Origin of the sequence: Lysinibacillus contaminans (genome assembly GCF_001278945.1) — a bacterium.
GTDB classification, from domain to species: Bacteria; Bacillota; Bacilli; order Bacillales_A; family Planococcaceae; genus Lysinibacillus; species Lysinibacillus contaminans.
Genome location: NZ_LGRV01000001.1, coordinates 117,068 through 139,772 on the forward strand (window position 1 = coordinate 117,068; position 22,705 = coordinate 139,772).

General features: G+C 38.0%; 23 protein-coding genes and 1 riboswitch. Of the genes, 8 read left to right on the forward strand and 15 right to left on the reverse strand.

Going from position 1 to position 22,705, the window contains the following annotated elements; genetic code table 11:
* Positions 1-33: 33 nt before the first annotated feature.
* The 7 genes from AEA09_RS00535 to AEA09_RS00565 all read right to left on the reverse strand — a co-directional run bounded on the left by AEA09_RS00535 (position 34) and on the right by AEA09_RS00565 (position 7,144).
* Positions 34-753: a LutC/YkgG family protein gene (locus tag AEA09_RS00535; RefSeq protein ID WP_053581993.1), complete on the reverse strand. Its 720-nt coding sequence runs from the start codon at positions 751-753 to the stop codon at positions 34-36.
* A 2-nt stretch (positions 754-755) separates the two neighbouring features.
* Positions 756-2,180, reverse strand: a complete 1,425-nt coding sequence (locus AEA09_RS00540) for a LutB/LldF family L-lactate oxidation iron-sulfur protein (protein ID WP_053581994.1) — start codon at positions 2,178-2,180, stop codon at positions 756-758.
* Complete coding sequence (locus AEA09_RS00545) at positions 2,180-2,914, reverse strand: (Fe-S)-binding protein (RefSeq protein ID WP_053581995.1); 735 nt, start codon at positions 2,912-2,914, stop codon at positions 2,180-2,182. Before AEA09_RS00545 ends, AEA09_RS00540 begins: the two co-directional genes overlap by 1 nt.
* Before the next feature lie 73 nt (positions 2,915-2,987).
* Entirely contained in the window at positions 2,988-4,301 is a 1,314-nt protein-coding gene (locus AEA09_RS00550) for a GntP family permease (protein WP_245622751.1), read from the reverse strand.
* 115 nt (positions 4,302-4,416) lie between these two features.
* Positions 4,417-6,201, reverse strand: a complete 1,785-nt coding sequence (locus AEA09_RS00555) for a helix-turn-helix domain-containing protein (RefSeq protein WP_053581996.1) — start codon at positions 6,199-6,201, stop codon at positions 4,417-4,419.
* Between the two features lie 428 nt (positions 6,202-6,629).
* Positions 6,630-6,755, reverse strand: coding sequence for a hypothetical protein (locus tag AEA09_RS20405; RefSeq protein ID WP_281176678.1), 126 nt, complete (start codon positions 6,753-6,755; stop codon positions 6,630-6,632).
* A 56-nt stretch (positions 6,756-6,811) separates the two neighbouring features.
* Positions 6,812-7,144, reverse strand: coding sequence for a magnetosome magnetite crystal formation protein family (locus AEA09_RS00565; RefSeq protein WP_053581998.1), 333 nt, complete (start codon positions 7,142-7,144; stop codon positions 6,812-6,814).
* 132 nt (positions 7,145-7,276) lie between these two features.
* Positions 7,277-7,385: riboswitch (TPP riboswitch) on the forward strand.
* A gap of 143 nt (positions 7,386-7,528) precedes the next feature.
* On the opposite strand from AEA09_RS00565, the gene thiT reads away from it, so the two are divergent.
* Complete coding sequence (thiT, locus tag AEA09_RS00570) at positions 7,529-8,089, forward strand: energy-coupled thiamine transporter ThiT (RefSeq protein ID WP_053581999.1); 561 nt, start codon at positions 7,529-7,531, stop codon at positions 8,087-8,089.
* Between the two features lie 220 nt (positions 8,090-8,309).
* On the forward strand, positions 8,310-9,065 hold the full coding sequence (gene map, locus AEA09_RS00575; RefSeq protein ID WP_053582284.1) for a type I methionyl aminopeptidase: 756 nt from the start codon (positions 8,310-8,312) through the stop codon (positions 9,063-9,065).
* 20 nt (positions 9,066-9,085) lie between these two features.
* Here the strand turns inward: map and AEA09_RS00580 are convergent, their stop codons facing one another.
* The gene (locus tag AEA09_RS00580; RefSeq protein ID WP_053582000.1) at positions 9,086-9,817 is read right to left on the reverse strand and encodes a tryptophan-rich sensory protein; all 732 of its coding nucleotides are present in this window, start codon (positions 9,815-9,817) and stop codon (positions 9,086-9,088) included.
* Between the two features lie 204 nt (positions 9,818-10,021).
* On the opposite strand from AEA09_RS00580, the gene AEA09_RS00585 reads away from it, so the two are divergent.
* Both AEA09_RS00585 and AEA09_RS00590 read left to right on the forward strand, forming a co-directional pair.
* On the forward strand, positions 10,022-10,801 hold the full coding sequence (locus AEA09_RS00585; protein ID WP_053582001.1) for a polyphosphate kinase 2 family protein: 780 nt from the start codon (positions 10,022-10,024) through the stop codon (positions 10,799-10,801).
* Between the two features lie 124 nt (positions 10,802-10,925).
* Positions 10,926-11,510 carry a GNAT family N-acetyltransferase gene (locus AEA09_RS00590; RefSeq protein WP_053582002.1) on the forward strand — a complete coding sequence of 195 codons (585 nt, stop codon included), beginning with the start codon at positions 10,926-10,928 and terminating at the stop codon, positions 11,508-11,510.
* Positions 11,511-11,566: 56 nt separating this feature from the next.
* Here AEA09_RS00590 and AEA09_RS00595 read toward each other — a convergent pair whose 3' ends face one another.
* Positions 11,567-12,127 (reverse strand): beta-class carbonic anhydrase, encoded by a 561-nt coding sequence (locus tag AEA09_RS00595; RefSeq protein ID WP_053582003.1) that lies wholly within the window; start codon positions 12,125-12,127, stop codon positions 11,567-11,569.
* Positions 12,128-12,494: 367 nt separating this feature from the next.
* Positions 12,495-12,629 carry a hypothetical protein gene (locus AEA09_RS20410; protein ID WP_281176679.1) on the reverse strand — a complete coding sequence of 45 codons (135 nt, stop codon included), beginning with the start codon at positions 12,627-12,629 and terminating at the stop codon, positions 12,495-12,497.
* A 655-nt stretch (positions 12,630-13,284) separates the two neighbouring features.
* On the opposite strand from AEA09_RS20410, the gene motA reads away from it, so the two are divergent.
* Entirely contained in the window at positions 13,285-14,088 is an 804-nt protein-coding gene (motA, locus tag AEA09_RS00600; RefSeq protein ID WP_053582004.1) for a flagellar motor stator protein MotA, read from the forward strand.
* Complete coding sequence (motB, locus tag AEA09_RS00605) at positions 14,072-14,836, forward strand: flagellar motor protein MotB (RefSeq protein WP_053582005.1); 765 nt, start codon at positions 14,072-14,074, stop codon at positions 14,834-14,836. The genes motA and motB overlap by 17 nt, the downstream gene beginning before the upstream one ends.
* Before the next feature lie 48 nt (positions 14,837-14,884).
* Here the strand turns inward: motB and AEA09_RS00610 are convergent, their stop codons facing one another.
* On the reverse strand, positions 14,885-15,106 hold the full coding sequence (locus AEA09_RS00610; RefSeq protein WP_053582006.1) for a DUF1128 domain-containing protein: 222 nt from the start codon (positions 15,104-15,106) through the stop codon (positions 14,885-14,887).
* 178 nt (positions 15,107-15,284) lie between these two features.
* Here AEA09_RS00610 and AEA09_RS00615 point away from each other — a divergent pair, with 178 nt between their 5' ends.
* Both AEA09_RS00615 and AEA09_RS00620 read left to right on the forward strand, forming a co-directional pair.
* A complete protein-coding gene (locus tag AEA09_RS00615) occupies positions 15,285-15,611 on the forward strand; it encodes a YtxH domain-containing protein (protein ID WP_053582007.1) in 327 nt (108 codons plus the stop codon).
* 215 nt (positions 15,612-15,826) lie between these two features.
* Entirely contained in the window at positions 15,827-16,765 is a 939-nt protein-coding gene (locus tag AEA09_RS00620) for a YihY/virulence factor BrkB family protein (RefSeq protein WP_053582008.1), read from the forward strand.
* A gap of 61 nt (positions 16,766-16,826) precedes the next feature.
* On the opposite strand, the gene AEA09_RS00625 is transcribed toward AEA09_RS00620, so the two are convergent.
* The 4 genes from AEA09_RS00625 to AEA09_RS00640 all read right to left on the reverse strand — a co-directional run bounded on the left by AEA09_RS00625 (position 16,827) and on the right by AEA09_RS00640 (position 22,552).
* Positions 16,827-18,731, reverse strand: a complete 1,905-nt coding sequence (locus tag AEA09_RS00625) for a heavy metal translocating P-type ATPase (RefSeq protein WP_053582009.1) — start codon at positions 18,729-18,731, stop codon at positions 16,827-16,829.
* A gap of 383 nt (positions 18,732-19,114) precedes the next feature.
* Positions 19,115-20,653 (reverse strand): fumarate hydratase, encoded by a 1,539-nt coding sequence (locus AEA09_RS00630; RefSeq protein WP_053582010.1) that lies wholly within the window; start codon positions 20,651-20,653, stop codon positions 19,115-19,117.
* A gap of 233 nt (positions 20,654-20,886) precedes the next feature.
* Positions 20,887-21,072, reverse strand: a complete 186-nt coding sequence (locus AEA09_RS00635; RefSeq protein WP_053582011.1) for an SE1561 family protein — start codon at positions 21,070-21,072, stop codon at positions 20,887-20,889.
* Positions 21,073-22,348: 1,276 nt separating this feature from the next.
* A complete protein-coding gene (locus tag AEA09_RS00640; protein ID WP_053582012.1) occupies positions 22,349-22,552 on the reverse strand; it encodes a cold-shock protein in 204 nt (67 codons plus the stop codon).
* Between the last annotated feature and the right edge of the window lie 153 nt (positions 22,553-22,705).

The window sequence follows — 22,705 nt, forward strand, 5'->3', positions numbered from 1 at the left end:
GAAAAGAGGCGCTTATCAAAAAGCGCCTCTTTTTTATAAATCGTCGATAATGATGTAGGTCATATACATTGGACCGTGTACGCCTACGACTAAAATCATCTCGATATCAGCAGAGTTACTTGGACCTGAAATGAAATTAATGCAAGAAGCTAATGTTTCCCCATTTTGTAATCGTTCACGAATTTGCATGGCAGCCTGTGTCATTCGAGGGACGATAGAGCTTTTTGGTATTAAAATAATCGACTTTGTTGGCAAGAAACTTACTGTACGACCGTGATTCGGGTTGCTAAATAGAACAGCTGTACCAGATTCGGCCAGTGTGATATCACTTATCGTAATCCCGATATTGGCCTTTTCTACAAGTGCTATATTCTCGCGCCCTACTGCCGGGTCCCAAGTATGTAGCTCGATTTGTTTTTCAGGTAATGTTTGTGTAAATAGTGATGTAAGACCGTACGCATCAAAACGTTCGTCTTGCCAAGCCATAATTGGACCACCACCGTTATCGGTAATGACTTTTTCCATCGTCGTAGCTAAATCAGCAGAGGATGTGACAATGCAGTTTGTATTAATACGTGTGCATTGTTTTTGCAAAACAGCTAATAGCTCATCCTGCGATAAATTTTGTAATGTTTTATGCTGCGGTGTATAACCCCATTGTGGACGTTCTACATGCTTAGGTGCAGCTGAACGTTGTAGCCTAGAAGATAATTGGCGTATAAAGGATTCGCGATTTTGGATAGTGCCTTTCATGATTAGTGGTCTCCTTTTTGTCGATTGTCGAACCAGTCACGGAAGCGTTCTTTTTTCGGTGCAGGGAATTCACGAATATCCGTCCAATTTTTTAATGGTCCAACGCCTTTTGAAATATGATCGCCTTTTGTCAATGGCTTTAAGGCACTTGACGCAACCTTGGATCCAAATTTATACATACCAGATGATGAAGAGCCCATGCCAAAGATAGACATTAGGAAGCGTTCTGAGATTGGCGCACGGCCTTCTTTTTCTACAATCGTTTGTCGATGCTTGTGCAGTAATTCATGCAATGGAATTTTCACTGGACATACATCGGTACAAGCCCCACAAAGTGTAGATGCGAATGGTAATTCCTTATATTCATCGTAGCCACCAAGTAATGGAGATAAGACGGCGCCAATTGGACCAGAGTAAATAGAACCATATGAATGGCCACCAACATGACGATAAACAGGGCAAATATTAGCGCAAGCGCCACAGCGAATACATTGTAAAATCGATTGGAATTCACTGCCTAAAATTTCAGAACGACCATTATCCACAATGACTAAGTGGAACTCTTCAGGACCATCTACATCGCCTTCTTGGCGGGGACCACTTAATACGGTTACATAGCTTGGAAGTTTTTGACCAACGGCACTTCGTGTTAGCATATTGACAAGCACTTCTAGCTCTTCAAAAGTTGGTACAAGCCGCTCCATACCCATTACTGTAATTTGTGTTTTTGGCAACGCTGTCGATAAATCTGCATTACCTTCGTTTGTTACGATGCAAACTGAGCCCGTTTCCGCCACTGCAAAGTTACAGCCAGTAATGCCGATATCCGCCGTTAAATAATCATCACGTAACATTTTACGCGCATGCTTTGTCAATTCTTCGGGACGTTCAGAACCTTCGTATTGATGATGGCGCTGGAAGCTTTCCTGTACCTGTTCTTTCTTACGGTGCAAAGCAGGGGCTACGATGTGTGAAGGTAAATCATCGTCGAGCTGTAAAATATACTCGCCTAAATCGGTTTCGACGACGCTACAGCCGACGTGTTTCTCTAAATAATGATTTAAGTCAATTTCCTCTGTTACCATCGACTTCGATTTGACGATTTTTTTTGCCTGCTTTTCCTTGGCAACATTTGCGATATAAGCTCGCGCGTCCTCAGCGGAGGCAGCAAAGAAAACATGACCACCTCGTGCTGCAACCTGGTCACTTAACTGTGTTAAATAATAGTCAAGATTTGCTAACACATGCTGACGAATTTCCTCACCAAGCGAGCGCCACTCTTCCCAGTTGCTAAGCTCCTCAACAGCCAATTGACGATTTTTCTCTAGACGATCTTGTGCCCCGGAAACAGCACTCCGCATAAAGGTATTTTGAATGCCTTCTCCAACTCGATTGTTAAATGGCTCATCGCCGACCTTCATTGGCATTATACATGCACCTCCGCGTTTCTAGAATTTAATATTTCAGCAATATGAAGTACTTGTACGTGTGCGCCCAATCGCTCTGCACGTCCACGAATATTCATTAAGCAGCCTTCATCTGCACCAACTATATATTTGGCACCCGTTTCGATAATATGCTGTACTTTTTCATCAACCATTTGCTCGGAAATAGGTGTCATTTTCACAGAGAATGTACCACCGAAGCCGCAGCAAGTTGTTTTGTTTGGTAGCTCTGTATACGTTAACCCTTTAACATTTTCTAGTAATGTTAAAGGCGCACTCTTCACACCAAGTAGACGCGTCATATGGCATGACATGTGATAGGTTACCTTGCCATTGAAGCTAGCGCCGACATCCGTAATGCCCAGTACATCGACGATAAATTGTGTTAGTTCATACGTTTTTTCAGCTAATCGTTTTGCGCGAGCGGCCCATTGACGATCATCTGCAAAAACTTTTTCATACTCACGGAACATATAAGCGCAAGAACCAGAAGGGCATACAACATATTCAGCATCGTCAAATGCTGTAATCATATTTTTCATCGCTTCCTTTGCATCTTTTACATAACCTGAGTTGTAGGCTGGTTGTCCACAACAAATTTGTCCGTTTGGAAAAATGACTTCACAGCCAAGATGTTCTAGAAGTTCTACAGTTGCTTTGCCCACATTTGTTTGAAACATATCGACTATACATGTCGCGAAAAGTGAGATTTTCATGTGCGTTCATCTCCTGCTGTTTAATGAATGTTAATGCCCTCAATACCTATTTATAATGCGAGGGGTATTCGTATTACGAGTAAATTAAGATAGCAGCAATTAGTGCTGGAATTGCAGCTACTAATGGTCCGATGACCGATACAAAAAATATGTGTTTGTAGGCATCTTTATGCGTTAATCCGATTACTGCAAGCACGGTAATAACCGCACCGTTATGAGGTAATGAATCTAAACTACCGGAAGCAATAGCGGCAATACGGTGAAGTGCCTCAGGGTCAACACCTAAATCTAAATACGTTTGAACGAACGTTTCCATCGCAATGCCAAGACCACCGGATGCCGTCCCTGTAATTCCTGCAAGTGCCGCAATGGCTACATAAAGGGAAATTAACGGGCTGCCAGGAATGTTTGCAAGCATTTCCGTTATTAAACCGAAGCCGGCTGTAGCGGCAATGACTGTACCATACCCGACATCAGCACTAGTATTGATGATTGGTAAAACGGTATTCGTTGCTCCGATGTTTATCGCCTGTAATTTGTTATCTATGTATTTCCAGAAGATAATCATAGCAATAAAAACAGTAAGCATTAACGTGTAGAGGATATCTACTTTAAATACGTTTAATGTGATGATTAAAAAGATTGGTGGGAAAATACTTAAGAAAAATGGCGGCAATTTTTTTACTGTTGCTTCAAATGCCTTTGAATCCTGTTTATCTGGATTTTTCATATTTTCATATGTTTCACCACGTGCCTCTGATTTTGCTAATTGACGTTTTAAATAGAAGCAGTTTAAAAGAATGATGGTAATGGTTGCGACGATTCCAACAACAGGTGCTGCTGTAGTAGTTGTACCTAAGTATTTTGTTGGGATAATATTTTGTACAGATGGTGAACCCGGAAGCATCGTCATCGTGAAGGTTGCTATTCCAAAGAAGAATGCTCCTGTAAACAAGTGCCACGGTATATTCAATTCTTTAAATAAAGGCTTAGCAATTGGTAAAATAGCGAAAATAACAACGTATGTATTAATACCACCTAGCGTTAAAAAGGAACAAATGATCACAATTGCCATCAGTGCATTGAATTTGTTACTGCGCCCCATAACGGTTAATAGCTTTTCAGCAATTGATCGTGCTGCACCACTGTCTTCCATAAATTTGCCGAAAATTGCAGCAAACAAGAAGATGAGATAATAATTTTTCATAAAGTTCATAAACCCGCTCATATAGTTCCCTTGTAGCGAATCTAAAATAGGCATTTGATTTAATAGTATTACGACTAAGCTGGCAATTGGTGCAATGATGATAATACTGAAACCGCGTAATGCTAAAAATATTAATAGTGCGAGTGAAGCAATAATCGTAAATAAACTCCATATTTCCATTGTTCTGAGGTCCTCCGTGTTTAACTTAAATATTCTGAAAATTCAACAAGCAGGATATAGTATAACAATGAATGCTATAAAAATACTATGTAAAAAACGACAAAGGTAGAGTGTATCATTTGTTCGTTTTGGCTAATTTGGCATTTAGTACGTTCGATTGCATATAGAGTGCTAAATTCAATTCGAACATAACTTGACCGTTTTTTTCATCAATATCTAGCAATGAAAAAATGGTCTGAAGCCTATATTTAATAGTGTTTATGTGCACAAAACACGCTTCCGCAGTTTGTTTGCGATTTTGATTGTGTGCAAAGTACAGTTTGAGCGTGTATAACAAATCGGTCTTGTGTTGATTGTCATATTTGATAATTGACCCAAGTTTCATCTCTATATATTCAGCCGTTTCCTGTGGATCGTTATTTAAAAAAAGTGTATAGGGTCCAAGTTTGTCATAGGACAAAATAAGTGGTGGTTGTTCAAGTGTTTGTAAATAGTCGATACACTTTTTCGCATCACGGTGCGAGCTTGTAATATTTTCAATCGATTCAAAAAGTCTTCCAAGACCTACATTAAAAGATAGGGAATTATATTTTTTTACATCTTTATCAATTAGCTCGAAAAATTGTTGAATACGTTCTTTAAATTGTTCAACAGGTATTTCTGGACTGTTCATAAATAAAAAGTGATAGTGCAAATCATGCTCCGAGATGAAAATCGAAAATGAAAATAGGCGTGTAACACGATACAGTAACTTGCTAAATTGTTGTTGCTGTTTTTTTGTTTGAACAACGCCGTAAGCATTTTCCTGAAGCTGTAACGTAGCGCATAAGAAATGCGTTGTTTGTTGTGCTTCTTGACGCTTATAAAAGGCATTAAAATCTAAATTTAAAAGCTGTTGCAACAAATAGCCGTCGTATTTGAAGGAAATTTCAAGCTCCTTTTCTTGCTCGGCTAACTGTAAGGCAAATAGAGCGCTTGCTTGTTCCACAGCAAATAAGTCAAGAGGGTCCATCTGTAAGTAATCGTGCATCGTAATGAGTAGCATACCTAGAACGCCACGCTCTGTATGAATAGGGAATAAGTAGCTCACATACATTTCTTGTTCTATTGAAATGTGGACTTGATGCTGCATGCATTGCTGTACTACTGAGTTAAGATCCTCTAATCGCTGCTCCCTCAAAAATTCTGCAGCGTGTTTTGCTGTCGTAGAGGATGCGACAAGTACATCATAAAAATCTGTCATAATTGCTACTGGTTGTCCAAGCAAAGAGGCTAGTGTATCTGTCATATCGCTGAGGCGACCTCGTGTTAAAGAAACACGTGTTAGAGCATCGTAAATTCGCTTTGATCGTTCATTTTGCGTGAATAGTTTTGCGTTTTCAATCGCAATAGAGGATTGATTGGCGAATGCTTGTAGCATCATTAAATCGTTATTTTCAAATTGTGTATCACCTGAAAAATTAACAATTGTTAAAACACCGATACATGAGTTGTATTTATCGAGAAGTGGGGCACAAACGGCGCTTTTTGGATAAGCAAAGTCACCAACTGCTTTAGTATAGTCTTCCTCATAGAGAGGGAATAAGTCGGACATGCTTTCTGTTACATCATCACTAGAATGGAACCTAAATGCTTTTTTTTGCGAAAATACTTTACCTGTCATTCCTTCGTTCGAGGCAAGATGAATTTTCTTCAAATAAGCGAGGTTATAGCCAATGGCATGCTTGGCAATCAGGCGATTTGTACGTGTATTTAGCATAAATAATACGCCTGCATCGGCACCGTCAATAACATGTAATACTTCACTCATCAGCTTTTCCAACACTTGATTAATGTCGAGCGTTGAGGTAAGTACTTGCGCTGCATTGACTAAGCTTAATAATTGTTTTTCTGTATTCATCGTAAACAGCCCCTTTATATATTGCTGATATTTATTGTAACTCTAAATGAGTAAATACCCTTAGGGAAATTACCAAAAATGAAAGCTCTCATAATGACGGGGAGTCAAGTAGCTCAACTTTGGTGGGAAGTCGCTCAACCTCGGGCCAAAGTCGCTCAACCTCGGTCTCAAGTCGCTCAACCTCTGTCCAAAGTCGCTCAACCTCAGTCTCAAGTCGCTCAACTTTGGTGGGAGGTCGCTCAACCTCGGCTCAAAGTCGCTTAACCCGACGTGGAGACAATCATATGCACACCGAAATCACCGATAGTTCTTCACCTGATAGATATTTAAATTAAATCTACTCATTATGAGTAGTAATCTAAATTTGAGGATGTATGTAGACAATAAAAGAGCCATCCCGCGAATTGGGGATAGCTTTAGTGAACACATTATTTTCTATATGTCTTTACTGAAGTAGGGGTCTTTCCTTTTTTTGCGGCAATTACTTTTTTGATGATGGGAATAACGATGGGTGCAAATTTTACAGCAGTTTTTACAACGTTTGTAACTTTCATTTTATACCAACTTCCTTTTATTATTATTTTTACCCACCTATTGTGTGGATGAAACATTAACGAATGACGCGCATGGCTTGCACAATATTCCAAATAACGATACCAAGTGATACTAGTAGGTAAATGACAAATCCAACAAGCCAGATAATGATGAATGAAGAATCGTAAGCACTAGGATCGTAGCCGCTAAATGATAGTGCAGAAAAGACGAATATGATAAAGAAGACGATACCAATAGCAACTGGAATTAAATGTGACATGAGTGCTCGGATAGAATGGCGCTTAACCTCACTATCTTTTGAGATAAAATAAACAATTAAAGGTACTATGAACGGTGCGAAAAAAATACTGAGATAACTAAATGCAGATAAGATTTTTTGATTCTCCATAGTAGTTGTCCCTCCTTTTTTAATATTTACGCATAAAAAATTGAAAAGTTTCAAAAAGATTTAATAAGCAAGCGGTTGTAATTACATAATTGTTTGCGTACAATGATGATGTTCGAACAAAAATCTAGATGTAACGACCACAAGGGGTGCCGATGATGTCGGCTGAGATTGGGCACGTAATGCCTTTACTCTTTGAACCTGTAAGTTAACACTTGCGTAGGGATTGTGGATAGAAACCGACACGTTTACGATGTGAGGCTCTGTCCTGGCATCGTTTTTTATTTTACCTATTATAGTAGATTGCCAGACAGCCCAATCAATAAAACAACTGATTTCTATTCCTGCTCTTGTATCCTACATCGGAACAAAGGAGAGAATACTGTTATGGACAAAAAAAGATTATTAATGCTGGTGGAAATTGCAATTTTCGCTGCGGTTGGGCTTGTACTCGACCAATTATCATTTAAAGTATGGGCACAAGGTGGCTCGGTTAGTCTTGTCATGGTGCCGATTGTATTAATGGCATTTCGCTGGGGAGTTGGTGCAGGTTTAACAACAGGGCTGCTCATTGGTGTTACGCAGACAATGTTCGGTGCATATATCGTGCACTGGTTACAAGGTTTCCTTGATTATGGTGTGGCATTTACAGTTGTTGGCTTAGCGGCGATTGTACGTAAGCCTGTACTTGATGCAGCTGTAAAAATGGAGAAGGTGAAAATGGCGATTTTTATTGTCATTGGAACTGTCATAGCGGGCTTTTTACGCTATGTAGCACATACATCTGCGGGCGCGGTGTTCTTTTCAGAATATGCTGGTGATCAAAATGCATGGATCTATTCAATTATTTACAACGGAACTTATATGCTACCAGCGACAATTTTAACAGCTGTTGCTTGCGTTCTTTTATTTACAGCAGCACCACAACTAATGCAACGAAAATCTTAACAAGTATGTCGCCCGTCTCCAATAAGGAACGGGCGTTTTATCTTTTTTAGCGGGTGTACAAACACCCGCTAAAAAGATAAAGCCTCCGGCGGATGTCACAGATTTTAAATTGAGCTTGCACAATTCAAAATCTGGACGCAATTAACTCGGATTCCTCATCTTTATGCTGTAGTTGTGATATATTAAAGAGTAGACATTAGTGATGAAAGGGACGTTTAAAATGATTGTAAAAACACAAGAAGAAATTGAAGCTTTTAAAAAAATAGGTCGTATTTGCGCTGAGATCCGTGAAGCCATGAAAGCCGCTACAAAGCCAGGTGTGACAACACTTGAACTAGATGAAATTGCCGGTCGTATGTTTGCAGAGCGAGGCGCTGTATCAGGTCCTAAAGCAGAATATGATTTCCCAGGTTACACTTGTATTAGTGTCAATGAGGAAGTAGCGCATGGTATGCCTGGTAGCCGTGTGATTCAAGAGGGCGACATCGTGAATATCGACGTATCGGGTTCTTTAGATGGTTATTTTGCAGATACAGGTATTTCATTTGTAGTCGGAGAAGGCTATGAAGAAAAAGAAAAACTTTGCCGCGTAGCGAAAAGTGCCTTTGATCGTGCAATGACAAAAGTTAAAGCAGGCTCAAAATTAAACCAAATCGGCAAGGCTGTTGAACGTGAAGCATATGCCAATGATTTAACAGTCATTATGAACTTAACAGGTCACGGAATAGGAAAGTCTTTACATGATGAACCGAGCCATATTTTAAACTATTACGATGCGTGGGATACGACGATTATGAAAGAGGGAATGGTGCTTGCAGTGGAGCCATTCATCTCTGCTAAAGCCGAGGCTATCGTTGAATCTGGTGATGGCTGGACATTTGTAACGCCAGACAAATCATTAGTTGCACAAATTGAGCATTCGATCATCGTCACAAAAGGTGCACCAATCATTTTAACTACATTAGATGAAGAATAAGATAAATCCCGTACACCAAATTATTTTTGGTATGCGGGATTTTTTTTGATAAATAATATTCCAACGAGCAAAACACCACATAAAAAAAGTGCTGCTGTTGTCACGAGTAGTTCATCAAAGCCATTATGCAATGCTATGCCAATATAAGCCCAGATGAAGACACTAGGATACGCAATATCGAAATGATGGAAGCGGATATGTAAAGCAATTGCCGTACCGACTGTTAATAAAATAACAGCCCATAGTGGATTGCTTAAGCCAAAACCATTCCAACTATATGAAGTTAAAGTAAAACTAAAATTTGTCATGAGTAAAAACGTTGTCCATGCAAAAAAAATAGACACCGGAACACGACCAGTAAGCTTATTATTGCTGAGTGGATACGTATTATACAGCATATATAAGTAAATCAATAACATGAACGTGACGATTAATGAAGCGACAAAAAGTTCCTGATGCCAGAAGATAATCGTCATTATTTGCAGTATACATATGCTGCCAAATAGCGTACCTTGCTTGGTAGGCAGCCTCTTTTGCGAGTGCTGACTTTTCAGATTCATAACTAACCAATAACCAAGTAATATAAAAATCACAATCCAAATAACATAACTAACATTTAAAGGGGCAAACATAACCGGAAAGCGGTTAGAGATTTCTAATGAAGATTGACCGTTTATTTTTATGAAATAGGATGAAAAGGTTAGGGTGAGTACGACAATATACGAAATTGTCATAAAAATAAATTGAGGCATGAGGTCCTCTCCCTTCCTGTTAAATTGTATAGGGAAAAAGCTAATAAGTATATGATTGTCACAGAATTTCTATTTTATTATAGCGAAAATTGCATCTGAAGTATTATGCTAATTCACTTTAATTATCTACAATTTACCATTTATGTATTCAAGGTTAATCTTCTCTAGTACAATGAGAGTAACCAAAAACGGGGAGGGTATTAAATGGCTCAAACTATTAAAAATTTAGATTTATCGATTGAACTAGATAAAAAAATGTACAAAAAGAAATTAAAAGTACTTCAATATGAAATGCTAAATGCCCAACAATTTTTACTGAACAATAAAATTGGTCTTATTCTTGTTTTTGAAGGCATGGATGCTGCAGGTAAAGGGGGAGCTATTAAACGTCTAATCGAACGTGTAGACCCACGTGGTTATGTCGTACATCCAATTGCTGCACCACAGCCACATGAACTTCGTTATAACTATTTACAGCGTTTCTGGCGTAAATTACCACAACACGGGCAAATCGCAATTTTCGACCGTTCATGGTATGGACGAGTGCTTGTAGAGCGCACTGAGGGCTTTGCAGCAAAGGAAGAGTGGTCTCGTGCGTATGATGAAATAAATAACTTTGAAAAGTTACTTACTGACGGAGATTACATAGTCGTGAAATTCTGGTTACACGTATCAGATGAAGAACAATTAAAGCGTTTTAAAGAGAGAGAACAAGACCCATATAAGGCGTGGAAGCTAACGGATGAAGACTGGCGAAACCGTGAAAAAACGCCACAGTATGTAGAAGCAGCTAATGAGATGTTTGCGAAAACAGATAAGAAAAATGCGCCATGGATTTTAGTAGCAGGTGACGATAAAAAACATGCGCGTGTACAAGTGTTACAAGAAACAATTGCTCAAATCGAGCGTGAGGCTCAAAAACGTGGCTTGCATTTAACAAATATTTTAGAAGCACCAGAATCATCAAACTTGGTAAATGTGTGATCCGAAAAAATAATATTAGAGATGTTACTGTAACTAAACAATAAATTGATTTAGTTGTAGCAGCATCTTTTTTTTCATACAATTAAAAGTATATTGACAATTATCGGAAGGTTTGTGTGGAGATATGGTATTAAAAATTTGGAACTTACTAAGGAAAAAGGGTGGAAATGTGGTATCGATTGAGGGGAAGAAATGCTACGTTCGAACATTCCAAGAAAAAGATGCACGGAATCTAACAGGTCTCGTAAGTCGCAACAAATACTTTTGGTCTACATATGAACCACTGAATCGACCTGAATACTATACAGTAGATACGCAATATAAAAAAATTCAAGAAAGCTTATATTTAATGAGCTCGCAACGGGAGTTTACATTTGGTATTTACGCGCTTGGTACAAAGGATTTAATTGGGCACATCGCACTTTATTCAGTGAAGCGACTGCCTTATTCGAGTGCATTTGTAGGCTATGCGATGGATGAGACATATGTAGGAAAGGGAATTGTGACGGAGGCCGTAGAACTAATCGTCCGTTTTGCTTTTGAGCAAGTCGGTTTACATCGTGTTGAGGCATATGTAGCACCAGAAAATAAGGCTTCCATTCGAGTGCTTGAAAAAGCAGGATTTCAACAGGAGGGCTTATTGCGAAAGCTATTGTATATTAACGGCAAATGGGTAGATCACTATATGTATGCACGCTTAGATGAGTGATTTTGAAAAAAAGATGTGACTATCCGAGAGTTCGACGGATAGTCACATCTTTTTTATTATTTAGAACCGTCAGCGATTAAATCAAGACGTCCTGTATTTGGATCGATAACTAGACCGTGAACGGGAATGCTTTTTACCATTAAAGGGTGATTGCGAATTGTGTCGACACTTTTTACAACACTTGTCGCTACGTCACCAAAGCCGCGTAAAAAGTCTTTTAAATCAATACCAGAATACTCCATCATTTTAATCGTTTCAGTGCTTACCCCTCGATCTACCATCTTACCAAGCATTAGCTCCGGATCGATGGCGCTCATACCGCAATCATAATGACCGACAACATAGACCTCATCTGCTTGTAATTCGTAAACAGCAACAAGTAAACTACGCATCACCGCACCGAATGGGTGGCTAATTAATGCGCCGGCACTTTTTACGATTTTCACATCGCCATTTCGTAAATTCATTGCTTTAGGTAAAAGCTCTACAAGGCGAGTATCCATACAAGATAATACAACAATATGTTTATCTGGATATTTTGTTGTTATAAAAGGTTCATATTTTTTCTCTTGAACAAAATCTTCATTAAATTCTAGAATATCTTTTAACATTGTCATGAAATTTGCTCCCTTCCCTACAGAAATATTTTAGAGCAAAATTTTGAATACGCAAATAATAATGACAATATTCACGCAATTTTGCGAAGAAAAAAGAAGTTTAGTAATTTATCAGGCGTGTTGATTAATCGATTTTATCCATTCCTATTAAAGTGATAGGTTGACTTCCGCTACGATCAACTAAAAAACATAGTAATTTACGTTAGTTTGGAATATAAAACAACAAAGTTCCTGACAAATAACAACAAAATATTTCCCTAAATAATACACTAATTAATTTATATTAGTATATCGAATTAACGATAATAAATATATGATACATAAAAAAAGAAAAAACAGCTACGAAAAGTAGCTGTTTTAACATTTTTTAGAATTTTTCTGATGGTTTTGGATCTACAATTACTGAAGATTTAGAATCTAATCCTACTTGTAGATAGTGAATGAAGAATGCAGTTGCAATTAATAGAACGGCTGAAAAGCCAAGTACAGTTGTTAAGAACATAGTTAAAAACTCCTCTCTACTAGATAATCAACTTTCATTTATTGCAATTATACAATAGATTGTCATAAAAAAGTAAGGATAATTTATGAAATCCATAAATTCCGATTTTTAGGAGTTTGTTTAATGGTCTTATAGATTACCTTAGCGGAATAGTGGTTCAGATTAACTATTAAGCAAAATTTTGCTCAGTAAGCTATTCATGCTTCTGTATTTTTTAAAAAGGGTAGAAATTTCACGGTTCTTTAGTTTTAATTTTTTAACGAGTTTGAACAAATTTATTGTCAGAGAAATGAACAATAACAGGTTTTGTACCATTTCAGTATAGTATTTTAGTAATTAAATTATGTTTTTTTTAGTTATCAGTCTAACCGCTCATATAGATGCACTATCGATTTTAGGTATTTAATCCTGTTTTTACAGCTAATTCGACATGGCATAGTGAATTTTTGTCAAATGATAATAACAAATTCTTAATTCCTTATGAATATGTACAAATTGGTGTATTATTCTTAATTCAATATAATCAAATATAGTCAAAATTCAAAGAAATAGCATTTATGGCATCGATTAATTGTTAAAATACATTTATACTATATTTAATAATATGGAAAAATAAATCGAAGCCAGTAGTAATGGAAGGTTTGGAGGTTCTGGAATGGATATATCGTCAGTAGTAGGGGTAGTTATAGCGTTTGTCGCGTTATTAACAGGGATGGTGATGAAAGGGGTAAGTTTAACTGCACTAGCAAACCCCGCGGCTATTTTAATTATCATCTTTGGTACATTAGCTGCTGTAACCATCGCCTTCCCTATGAAGGAATTAAAACGAGTACCAAAATTATTTAAAATTCTTTTCAAAGAAACAAAATTAGCAGATGATATTGAAATCATTAAAATGTTTTCGCAATGGGCTGATTTAGCACGTCGTGAGGGTTTACTTGCACTTGAAAGTAAAGCTTCTGAAGTGGAAGACCCATTCTTGAAAAATGGTCTGACTTTAGCCATTGATGGTCAAAATGCTGACTATATTCGTGATGTCTTAACGGAAGAAGTAGAAGCGATGGAAGATCGCCATACAAGTGGTGCTGCAATTTTCTCACAAGCAGGTACATATGCCCCGACACTTGGGGTACTTGGTGCGGTAGTAGGATTAATCGCCGCATTAGCAGATATGAATGATATTGAAAAATTAGGACATGCAATTTCGGCAGCCTTTGTTGCTACTTTACTTGGTATTTTTACCGGTTATGTATTATGGCATCCATTTGCAAATAAATTGAAGCGTAAATCTTCAGTTGAAGTAAAACAAAAACGAATGATGGTTGAGGGAATCCTTTCTGTTTTAGAAGGGGAAGCGCCTCGTGTTATCGAACAAAAATTATCTTCTTATTTAACGATGGAAGAACGTCGTAAAATTACGGGTGAAAGCGGGGAGGGCGGCCTTGGCAAAGAGAGCTAAGAAGCATAAACACGAAGAACATATGGATGAGTCTTGGCTAGTACCGTATGCAGATGTTTTAACGCTGTTACTAGCACTATTCATCGTATTATTTGCATCAAGTTCTGTCGATCAAGTGAAGTTAGAACGAATGTCAGCAGTATTCACGCAGGTTTTTGATGGTGGGACAGGCTTTTTAGAACAATCCTCACCTATAGAAACGCCTAATGCAGAGAGTGACGAAGTGTCACAACAAACTTCAGCTTATTTAAAGGATCAACAGGAACTAGCTGAGATTAAGGACAGTGTTGATAATTTCATCGCGGTCAATGAAATGGAAGGCCAGTTTGCAACAGAAATGACAGAAGAAGGTTTGTTGGTAACGATTCGTGATAGTATACTATTCGACTCAGGTAAAGAAGAAATTAAACCAGAATATATTCCGACTATTCAAGAGCTTGCGGGCGTATTAGTATCCGATCCTGCTCGTAATATTGTCATTACAGGGCATACAGATAATGTTCCAGCAGGACCAAACTACTCGTCAAATATAGAGTTATCAGTAATGCGTGCTTCAGAATTCTATATGGTTCTAATAAATAGTAACGAACAGCTAGATTCTAAGAAAATTAGCGTTAGAGGTTACGGTGAGGATAGTGCCATTGCACCAAATGATACGGCTGAAGGTCGGGCGAAAAACCGCCGTGTAGAAGTATTGATTCAGCCATTTGTCGCGGAAGATGGTTCATCCACAACGAATACGCAATAAAAAAAAGCTATTAGCAACAGGCTCTATGCCGGGGCTAATAGCTTTTCGTTATTTGCGCAGTGAGCCTAATTCTGCAACGATTGCTTGCATTTCACTAGGGCTAAATGAATCGCGTTTCATGACCATTTCATATAAGTAGACTAAATCCTCATAATTGGCTTCATTGAAATTCTCTGATTTCATTGCATCTACATTGACCATGCGAAGTTTATCTTTCATTTGCTCAACCATATAGATAACATTTTCTTTTGATGGTGTTGATAAATTCATTCGTTTAAACCTACCTTTCGTAGTCCTCGCCAATATCATTTCATTGAATAAAAAAATTGTCAATACTGTATTCGAGCTTCGCTTTAAAAACATCCTGATTTTGGGTAGAATAAAGGAAGTTAGTTGTTTATTTATCATTTATAAGGGAATATATTAAGACAAGTAGGAGGTATTCCATATGGGACAAAGTAAATTATTAGCATCAATCGTTGTTGGCGCAGCAGTAGGTGCCGCACTTAGTATGCTTGATCGTACGACACGTGAAAAAACAATTGCTTCTACGAAAAGAATTTCTGAGACAGTATCGTATTACGCAGCGAACCGTGAAGAGTTGCAGGAGCTTATCCAAGAAAAAGTGACTGCAGCCCAATCATTTTATGAAAGTGCATCAGAGAACGTCAATATGTTAGTCGAAAAAGCGGATGAGTTTAAAGAGTTTCCTTCCACAATTCAAGATATGATAAGTGATACGAAATCTGCCTTCTCTTCATCAGATAAAGAATAAGTCTATCTTCATTCAGTAGAAAAATCCCACCTTTATAGGTGATGAGATTAATGAGGGGTCAGTCTTTTATCAGTGAATGTACAAACGCTGACTGAATGAAGATAAATCCTCTGGCGGATGTCACAGATTTTGAAAGGAGCGAATTGTGCAAGCACAATTCAAAATCTGGACGCTATTTCGCCGAGGCGAAATAGATAGTAAAGGAGGAGAACTGCATGGAAAAGAAAAAGACGTCTGCAAATGCGGCGCTAGGATTCGTTAAATCCTTTGTCTCAGCAAACGAAACAACTTTAGATATCACGACTCCTAAGGGTTTTGTGCAAGACATAGTGCTTCGCATACAGCGAGTTGAAATATCTGCACTTGGTGCCCAGCTAGCCTATTTCTTTTTATTATCCTTCTTTCCGATGCTAATCTTCCTAGTGACGTTATTGCCATATTTAAATTTAGAAACAGAGCTCGTGTATTCAACTTTAGTGAATATAATGCCCGATGAAGTATATAGGCTAATTGAAAGTACGCTAAATGAGATCTTAACGAATCGTAATAGTAGTTTATTATCAATAGGGATCATTGGTACGATATGGTCTGCTTCGAAAGGAATTAATGCGCTGTTCCGAGCATTAAATAAAGCCTATGATACGGAAGGTAGAGTAGGAATTGTGAATAGGGGATTATCGCTCGTATTTACAATTGCACTTGTAGTTGTTGTGGGTGTTGCGCTATTACTACCTGTTTTCGGTCAGCAAATTGGACACTTTTTGTTTTCAATTGTCGGAGTTGAAGAGCAATTTGTGATGTTTTGGAAAAATATACGCTGGACAATGCCACTATTGCTTATTTTTTTAGTCTTATTAGGACTTTACTGGTTTATCCCTAATACAGATCCGCGTCAAAAAATAATGGGCGTGTGGCCCGGTGCAATCTTTTCTACACTAGCCTGGCTAGTCTTAACATATGGCTTTTCTTTTTATATTAGTAATTTTGCGAATTATTCTGCTACATATGGCAGTATTGGTGGCGTCATTATTTTAATGCTGTGGTTGTATTTCACCGGCATGGTTTTGATTTTTGGAGCAGTGTTAAATGCTACTATGCAAAAAAGAGCCCTACAAAAAGAGTTAAACAAGCATCGGAGAACACCTGAATTTTGACCTTTTAACTATGTTAAAACAGCCTTGCATCACGATTGTGTGATAGCAAGGCTGTTTGGTGTTAAATATTTTTATTGAGCATGCGTAAGCTATTTAAAATAACGAGGATTGTACTGCCCTCATGACCGATAACACCTAGTGGTAAATCGACAACTTGTAAAAAGTTAGAGGCAATTAACAATGTAATGACTCCGATAGAAAAGACTATATTTTGTTTTACAATACGTTGCATTTTGCGTGATAAACGAATGGCATAAGCAATTTTAGATAAGTCACTTTTCATTAATACAACGTCGGCTGTTTCAAGTGCAACGTCTGTTCCTTCTCCCATGGCAATACCTGTTGTGGCTGTTGCAAGAGCAGGGGCATCGTTAATGCCATCACCAACCATACCAACATGATTGTAGTGACCAAGTAGACGTTTCATCTCAGTGACTTTTGTTTCTGGTAAGCACTCTGCTACGTATTCAGTAACGCCTGCTTCCTTCGCAATAACTTTCGCAGTTTTTTCATTGTCGCCTGTCAGCATAACCACATCAATATGAAGTTCTTTTAGCAGTGCGATTGCATGTTTCGCTTCATCACGAACGGTATCTTTTAATGCGGCAAGTGCGATAATGCCCGTATGATCACGAATGAAAATAACCGTTTTTCCTTCAGCGGCAAGTGTTGATGCTGCGCCGTTAGCGAAGGAATTTGCTTCATCTTCACCAACGAAGTCAGGTTTACCTACTAAATATTCAGTCCCATCGACAAAGCCTTTCATACCCCAACCAGGAATATCTTCAATGTTAGCCTGTGGAAAATGTGTGATGCCCTCTGCTTTCGCATACATAGTAATAGCTTGTGCGAGTGGGTGATTGGATTGTGCTTCAACGCCTGCTAGTAGTGCAATCGTTTGTTTTTTCTCTAAACCATCACGCACTATAAAATCTGTAACGACAGGCTTTCCTTGTGTCAGTGTGCCTGTTTTATCCACGGCTAACGCTTTTAACACGCTTAAATTTTCTAGATGTAAACCGCCTTTAAAGAGAATACCGTTTTTTGCGCCATTCGAAATAGCAGCAAGTGTCGCTGGCATAATTGAAGCAACGAGCGCGCACGGTGATGCGACAACCAAGAGTACCATTGCGCGGTAAAATGTCGTTGTCCAGTCCCAGCCTAGTAAAAAGTGGGGAAGGAACATCATGAGTGCTACAGCAAGTAATACAAATTTTACGTAAGTACCTTCAAATTTTTCGATAAATTGCTGAGATGGTGATTTTTCACTTTGTGCAGTTTGCACAAGTGTAATAATTTTTTGGAATAATGTTTCTGAGTTTGGTTTTGTCATTTCCATCGTAATGGCACCATTTAAATTTACTGTTCCAGCGAAAACTTCATCGCCTTCACGTTTTACAACAGGTAATGACTCACCGCTAATGGCTGCTTCATCAATAGATGATTGCCCTTTGAAGATAATTCCGTCAGCTGGTACACGTTCACCTGGTTTAATAAGTAGATGATCACCGATCTTTAATGTAGAAACTGCCACTTTCATTGGTTCGAATCCACCACGTACAAGCCAAGCTTCTTCAGGTTGCAAATTCATGAGTGCAGAAATTTCACGATGACTTTTATTCATCGCATAGGTTTCTAAAGCGCCGCTTACTGCGAAAATGAAAATAAGAATTGCACCTTCAGTCCAATAGCCAATTGCAGCAGAACCGATTGCAGCTAAAACCATAAGTAGTTCCACATTTAATTTCTTTTCTACAATTGTTTCTTTAATACCTTCTTTAGCTTTCGCAAAACCACCAACACAAAAAGCAATTACATATAATAGAACGGAAGCAGTTATTTGACCGCTCGTATCTAATCGCCATGCCAGCAAGATAAATAACCCCGCGACAAGAGCAGCGATTAGTTCTGCATGTTCTTTTGTTTTCTCAATTAAACTAACATTTTCTCGATTGGAGTATTCCATTCGTATCCCTCCTGATAATGAAAATCAATATCATAAACCTTATAAAATAGTAATACTGGCATATCTGTGTGATTTGCCAGTACTTTTGTGATTTATATTCTAATTTAGAATTATTATAACAAAGCGTTTTGAGAAATGGAAGTGGGAGGTTAGCTTAATCGACAAAAAAGGAATAAACGCATTTGGCACGCTTATTCCTTACAGTAAATAGCTATTTGTTTTATATAGTAGAAATAATTTATTCTAATCAAAAAATTGCATTATTTATAAATTGGATTTTTTAGAAAACTGGTTTTGTGGTGTGGCTGTCGCTCTGCTTTCGCCACAGCAAAATCAGTTTCATTTATTTCAAAATATCTCTTGATTATAGAGAGAATTTATTTTTAGAATACGCGTTCTGCGTGTTTAGATAATTTATCTAATGAAGATTTGTCTACATCAGCGTGTAATGAGTTCCCGTGAGAGTCCATTGTTACTACCGCTGTGAAGCCTTCCACGTTTAAGTGCCACATTGCTTCAGGAATACCGAATTCCATTAGGTCAACGCCGTCTACGCCTTTAATGCAGTCTGCGTAGTATTGAGCTGCACCGCCGATAGCGTTTAAGTAAACACCACCGTGTTCGCCTAGAGCTTTCAGAGTTTTTGGACCCATACCGCCTTTACCGATGACAGCACGGATACCGAATTTTTTCATGATGTCACCTTGGTATGGCTCCTCGCGAATTGAAGTTGTTGGACCAGCAGCTTTTACTGTCCAGTTGCCTTCTGCGTCTTTTGCCATTACTGGACCACAGTGATAAATAACTTGTCCGTTAAGATCTACTGGTGCATCGTGGCTCATTAAGTGATGGTGGATTGCGTCACGGCCAGTGAACATACGACCCGTGATGGATACAACGTCACCAACTTTTAATGCACGAATTTGTTCTTCAGTAATAGGTGCAGTAAGTTCTACAACATCTGTTGAAGTTTCTTCTGTCGTTGCAGCAACTTGCTCGTCTTTGAACGTGATTTTTTCGCCATCTTGGTAGTGCCACTTGATGATTTCGCCAGTTTCAGGGTTGATGTCGATAGCCATACGACGGTATGCCCAGCAGTTATACGCTACAGATACGTAGAATGAAGCAGGGATACGGTGCATAACACCAATTTTACAGCCAAGTAAAGTTGCTTCACCGCCGAAGCCCATTGTTCCAATACCAAATGTATTTGAAGTTTTCACAACATAGTCTTCTAATTGTGCAAGCTCTGGATTTGGATTTGTATCTTCTACATGACGGAATAACTGTTCTTTAGCTAAATCGTAGCCAGAAGAACGGTCACCACCGATACCTACGCCGATGAAGCCAGCAGAACAGCCTTGACCTTGTGCTTGGTAGACAGAGTGAAGGATACATTTACGGATACCATCTAAGTCACGGCCAGCGCGTCCAAGACCTTCAAGTTCTGTTGGTAGGCTATATTGGATGTTTTTGTTTTCACAGCCGCCACCTTTAAGGATTAACTTAATCGTAATGTAATCGTTTTCCCATTGTTCGAATTTCATAACAGGTAGGCCTTCACCAATGTTGTTACCGCTATTTTCGCCAGTTAATGAATCAACAGCATTTGGACGTAATTTAGCATCAGCAGATGTGTCAATAATTGCTTTTTTGATTGCTGCTTTAATCTCTAATTGATTTACGCCAACAGGAGTGTAAATCTTAAATGTTGGTAGACCAGTATCTTGACAGATTGGTGATACATTGTCTTCCGCCATTGCGATATTATTAGAGATTGTGTCTAAGCTCATTGCAGCGCGAGTGCCAGCATTTTCTGACTCTTTTGCTTTTTTAATTGCACGACGTACGTCTTTCGGTAAATTTGTAGATGTTTCAGTCACTAAATCGTAAAGACTTTTCTCCAAAGCTTGTAAATTCATTGGTATTGCCCCCCATAAAAAAATTGATTATTTCCACATCATATTATACTCTGTTAGACAATTTAAAAAAAGAGCGTCTGTAGTCGAATTTGGAATAATATATAAATAAAAGCGCAAGTAGCATTAGCTAACTTGCGCTTTTAATCATAAATATTTTAGGTATTCGCGCCATTTCACGAGGCTCACACCAAGTGAGTCAATTCGACAGTAACAGGCGTAAATATCTTATTATATTATTGTTCACGAGCGTTAAATTGCTCCATTTTGTCTTCTAAATCATCCATCATTTGAATTAAGCGATCGATGTCTTCTAATTCAGTCGTTTCAGGATCAATAGCATCTAGGACTTCTAAAAAGATTTCAAGACGTTCTTTTAAGTAAGTTACTTGTTGTTCTTTATCAGTAATTGGCTTTGACATGCGTACACCTCATTTCGTCCTTTTCATAGTAGCGGATTTCAACGGAAATTTCAACGTCTATGATAAATGCAAGTAGTTGGAAAATGATTGGGCCTTAGTAATTATTTTGTGAATTTAAATAAACTGAATATTTACATTATTGAGGTCGTGTGTTAATGTTGTATTAAGAACAAGTAAAGGAGCTGGTGAAGAACAAACAATGAACTCTAACTCGAAAAGGAGGGAGTTTAAACAAGTACTCGGCCATATTAAAAGCCGATATTCGTGTTTATACAAGCTGAAATGGATATAAGTATTAGTTAGGCCTTAGCGTCAATTCACATATGGTGAGCGCTAAGGCTTTTTGATGTGTCTTGGCGACGATAACATTATTGGGGCATACATGCATTATTTCTTAGACTACAACAGAAGTCGTTTTACCTTTTTTATGGACTTTACTTAGCGTATGCAAAAAACGATAGCTTTCTTTTACATATTGTACTTGTACAGATATGAATGGTATTCGGGAAAAAAATAAGCGATCACTGACGGTTTAATGTCGTGGTCGCTTTTGTAGGTAAAATAAAAGAGCGGGGCTCATCCACCCGCTCAAAAAACAAAAAACGCCCAGCAAATCCGTGCTGTTATGGCGTTTTTTGGTGTGACACGGATATTACATCCATGCCACGTAGGTTTGGCACCTAGTTTGTAATTATACAGGTTATTGAACAAAATGCAAATATAATTATAGAAGTACTAATTTCTAAATATAGGGTTTGAATGCTCAATCTGACACCTGTTATATAGGGTAAATAAACTTTCAATTAGAAGAGGAAAATTAGTTCAACTCAACAGATACAAAAAAGTGGGGAAATATAATGAGCGTTATATTGAAATACAGAAGGAGATGGTTGAGCAACCTTTGGGTAGCATTGTTGTTAGGCGGTTCTGGTACCTGAACAAGAGGCTACGGCTAATATTTATCCTGGGGTGACGGCAGCGAAGGTGGGAGATGAAATATAGATTGCATAGGGGATTTACTATCCATAAAATAATAATACGCGGATGGAACTTACACATTTTATATCACAAGTGTTATGAAAGATAAAGATGGAAACCACTTGTAAGAACCCATTAAGAGGATAAACGATGAACATATCTTGATCCTGCTGTTTTAAAAGATTTGTTTCTTTAATTGGTCTGACGAAATTGGGTGAATACGCAACAAATATAATATAACTAAAAAAAGAGGCATCCTAATGAAAGGATGCCTCTTTTGTGTTTACATCATTAAAAATTAAAGTTTTACGATGTTTGTAGCTTGTGGTCCACGTTGGCCGTCTTCTACTGAGAATTCAACTTTTTGACCTTCGTCAAGTGATTTGAAACCGTCACCTTGGATAGCTGAGAAGTGAGCGAATACGTCGTTTCCGCCTTCAACTTCGATGAAACCGAAACCTTTTTCTGCGTTAAACCATTTTACTGTACCTTGTTGTGTCATTTAAATGACCTCCATTAATTGTATTAAATAATATCATATTTCTTCAAAAGAAAAAAATTCACATATTACAAAAAGTATCGAATAAAACATGATTACTCTTTGTAATATGTGAATTCATTGTTTCTTCGTTAACGATCTTATTACATTTATTAT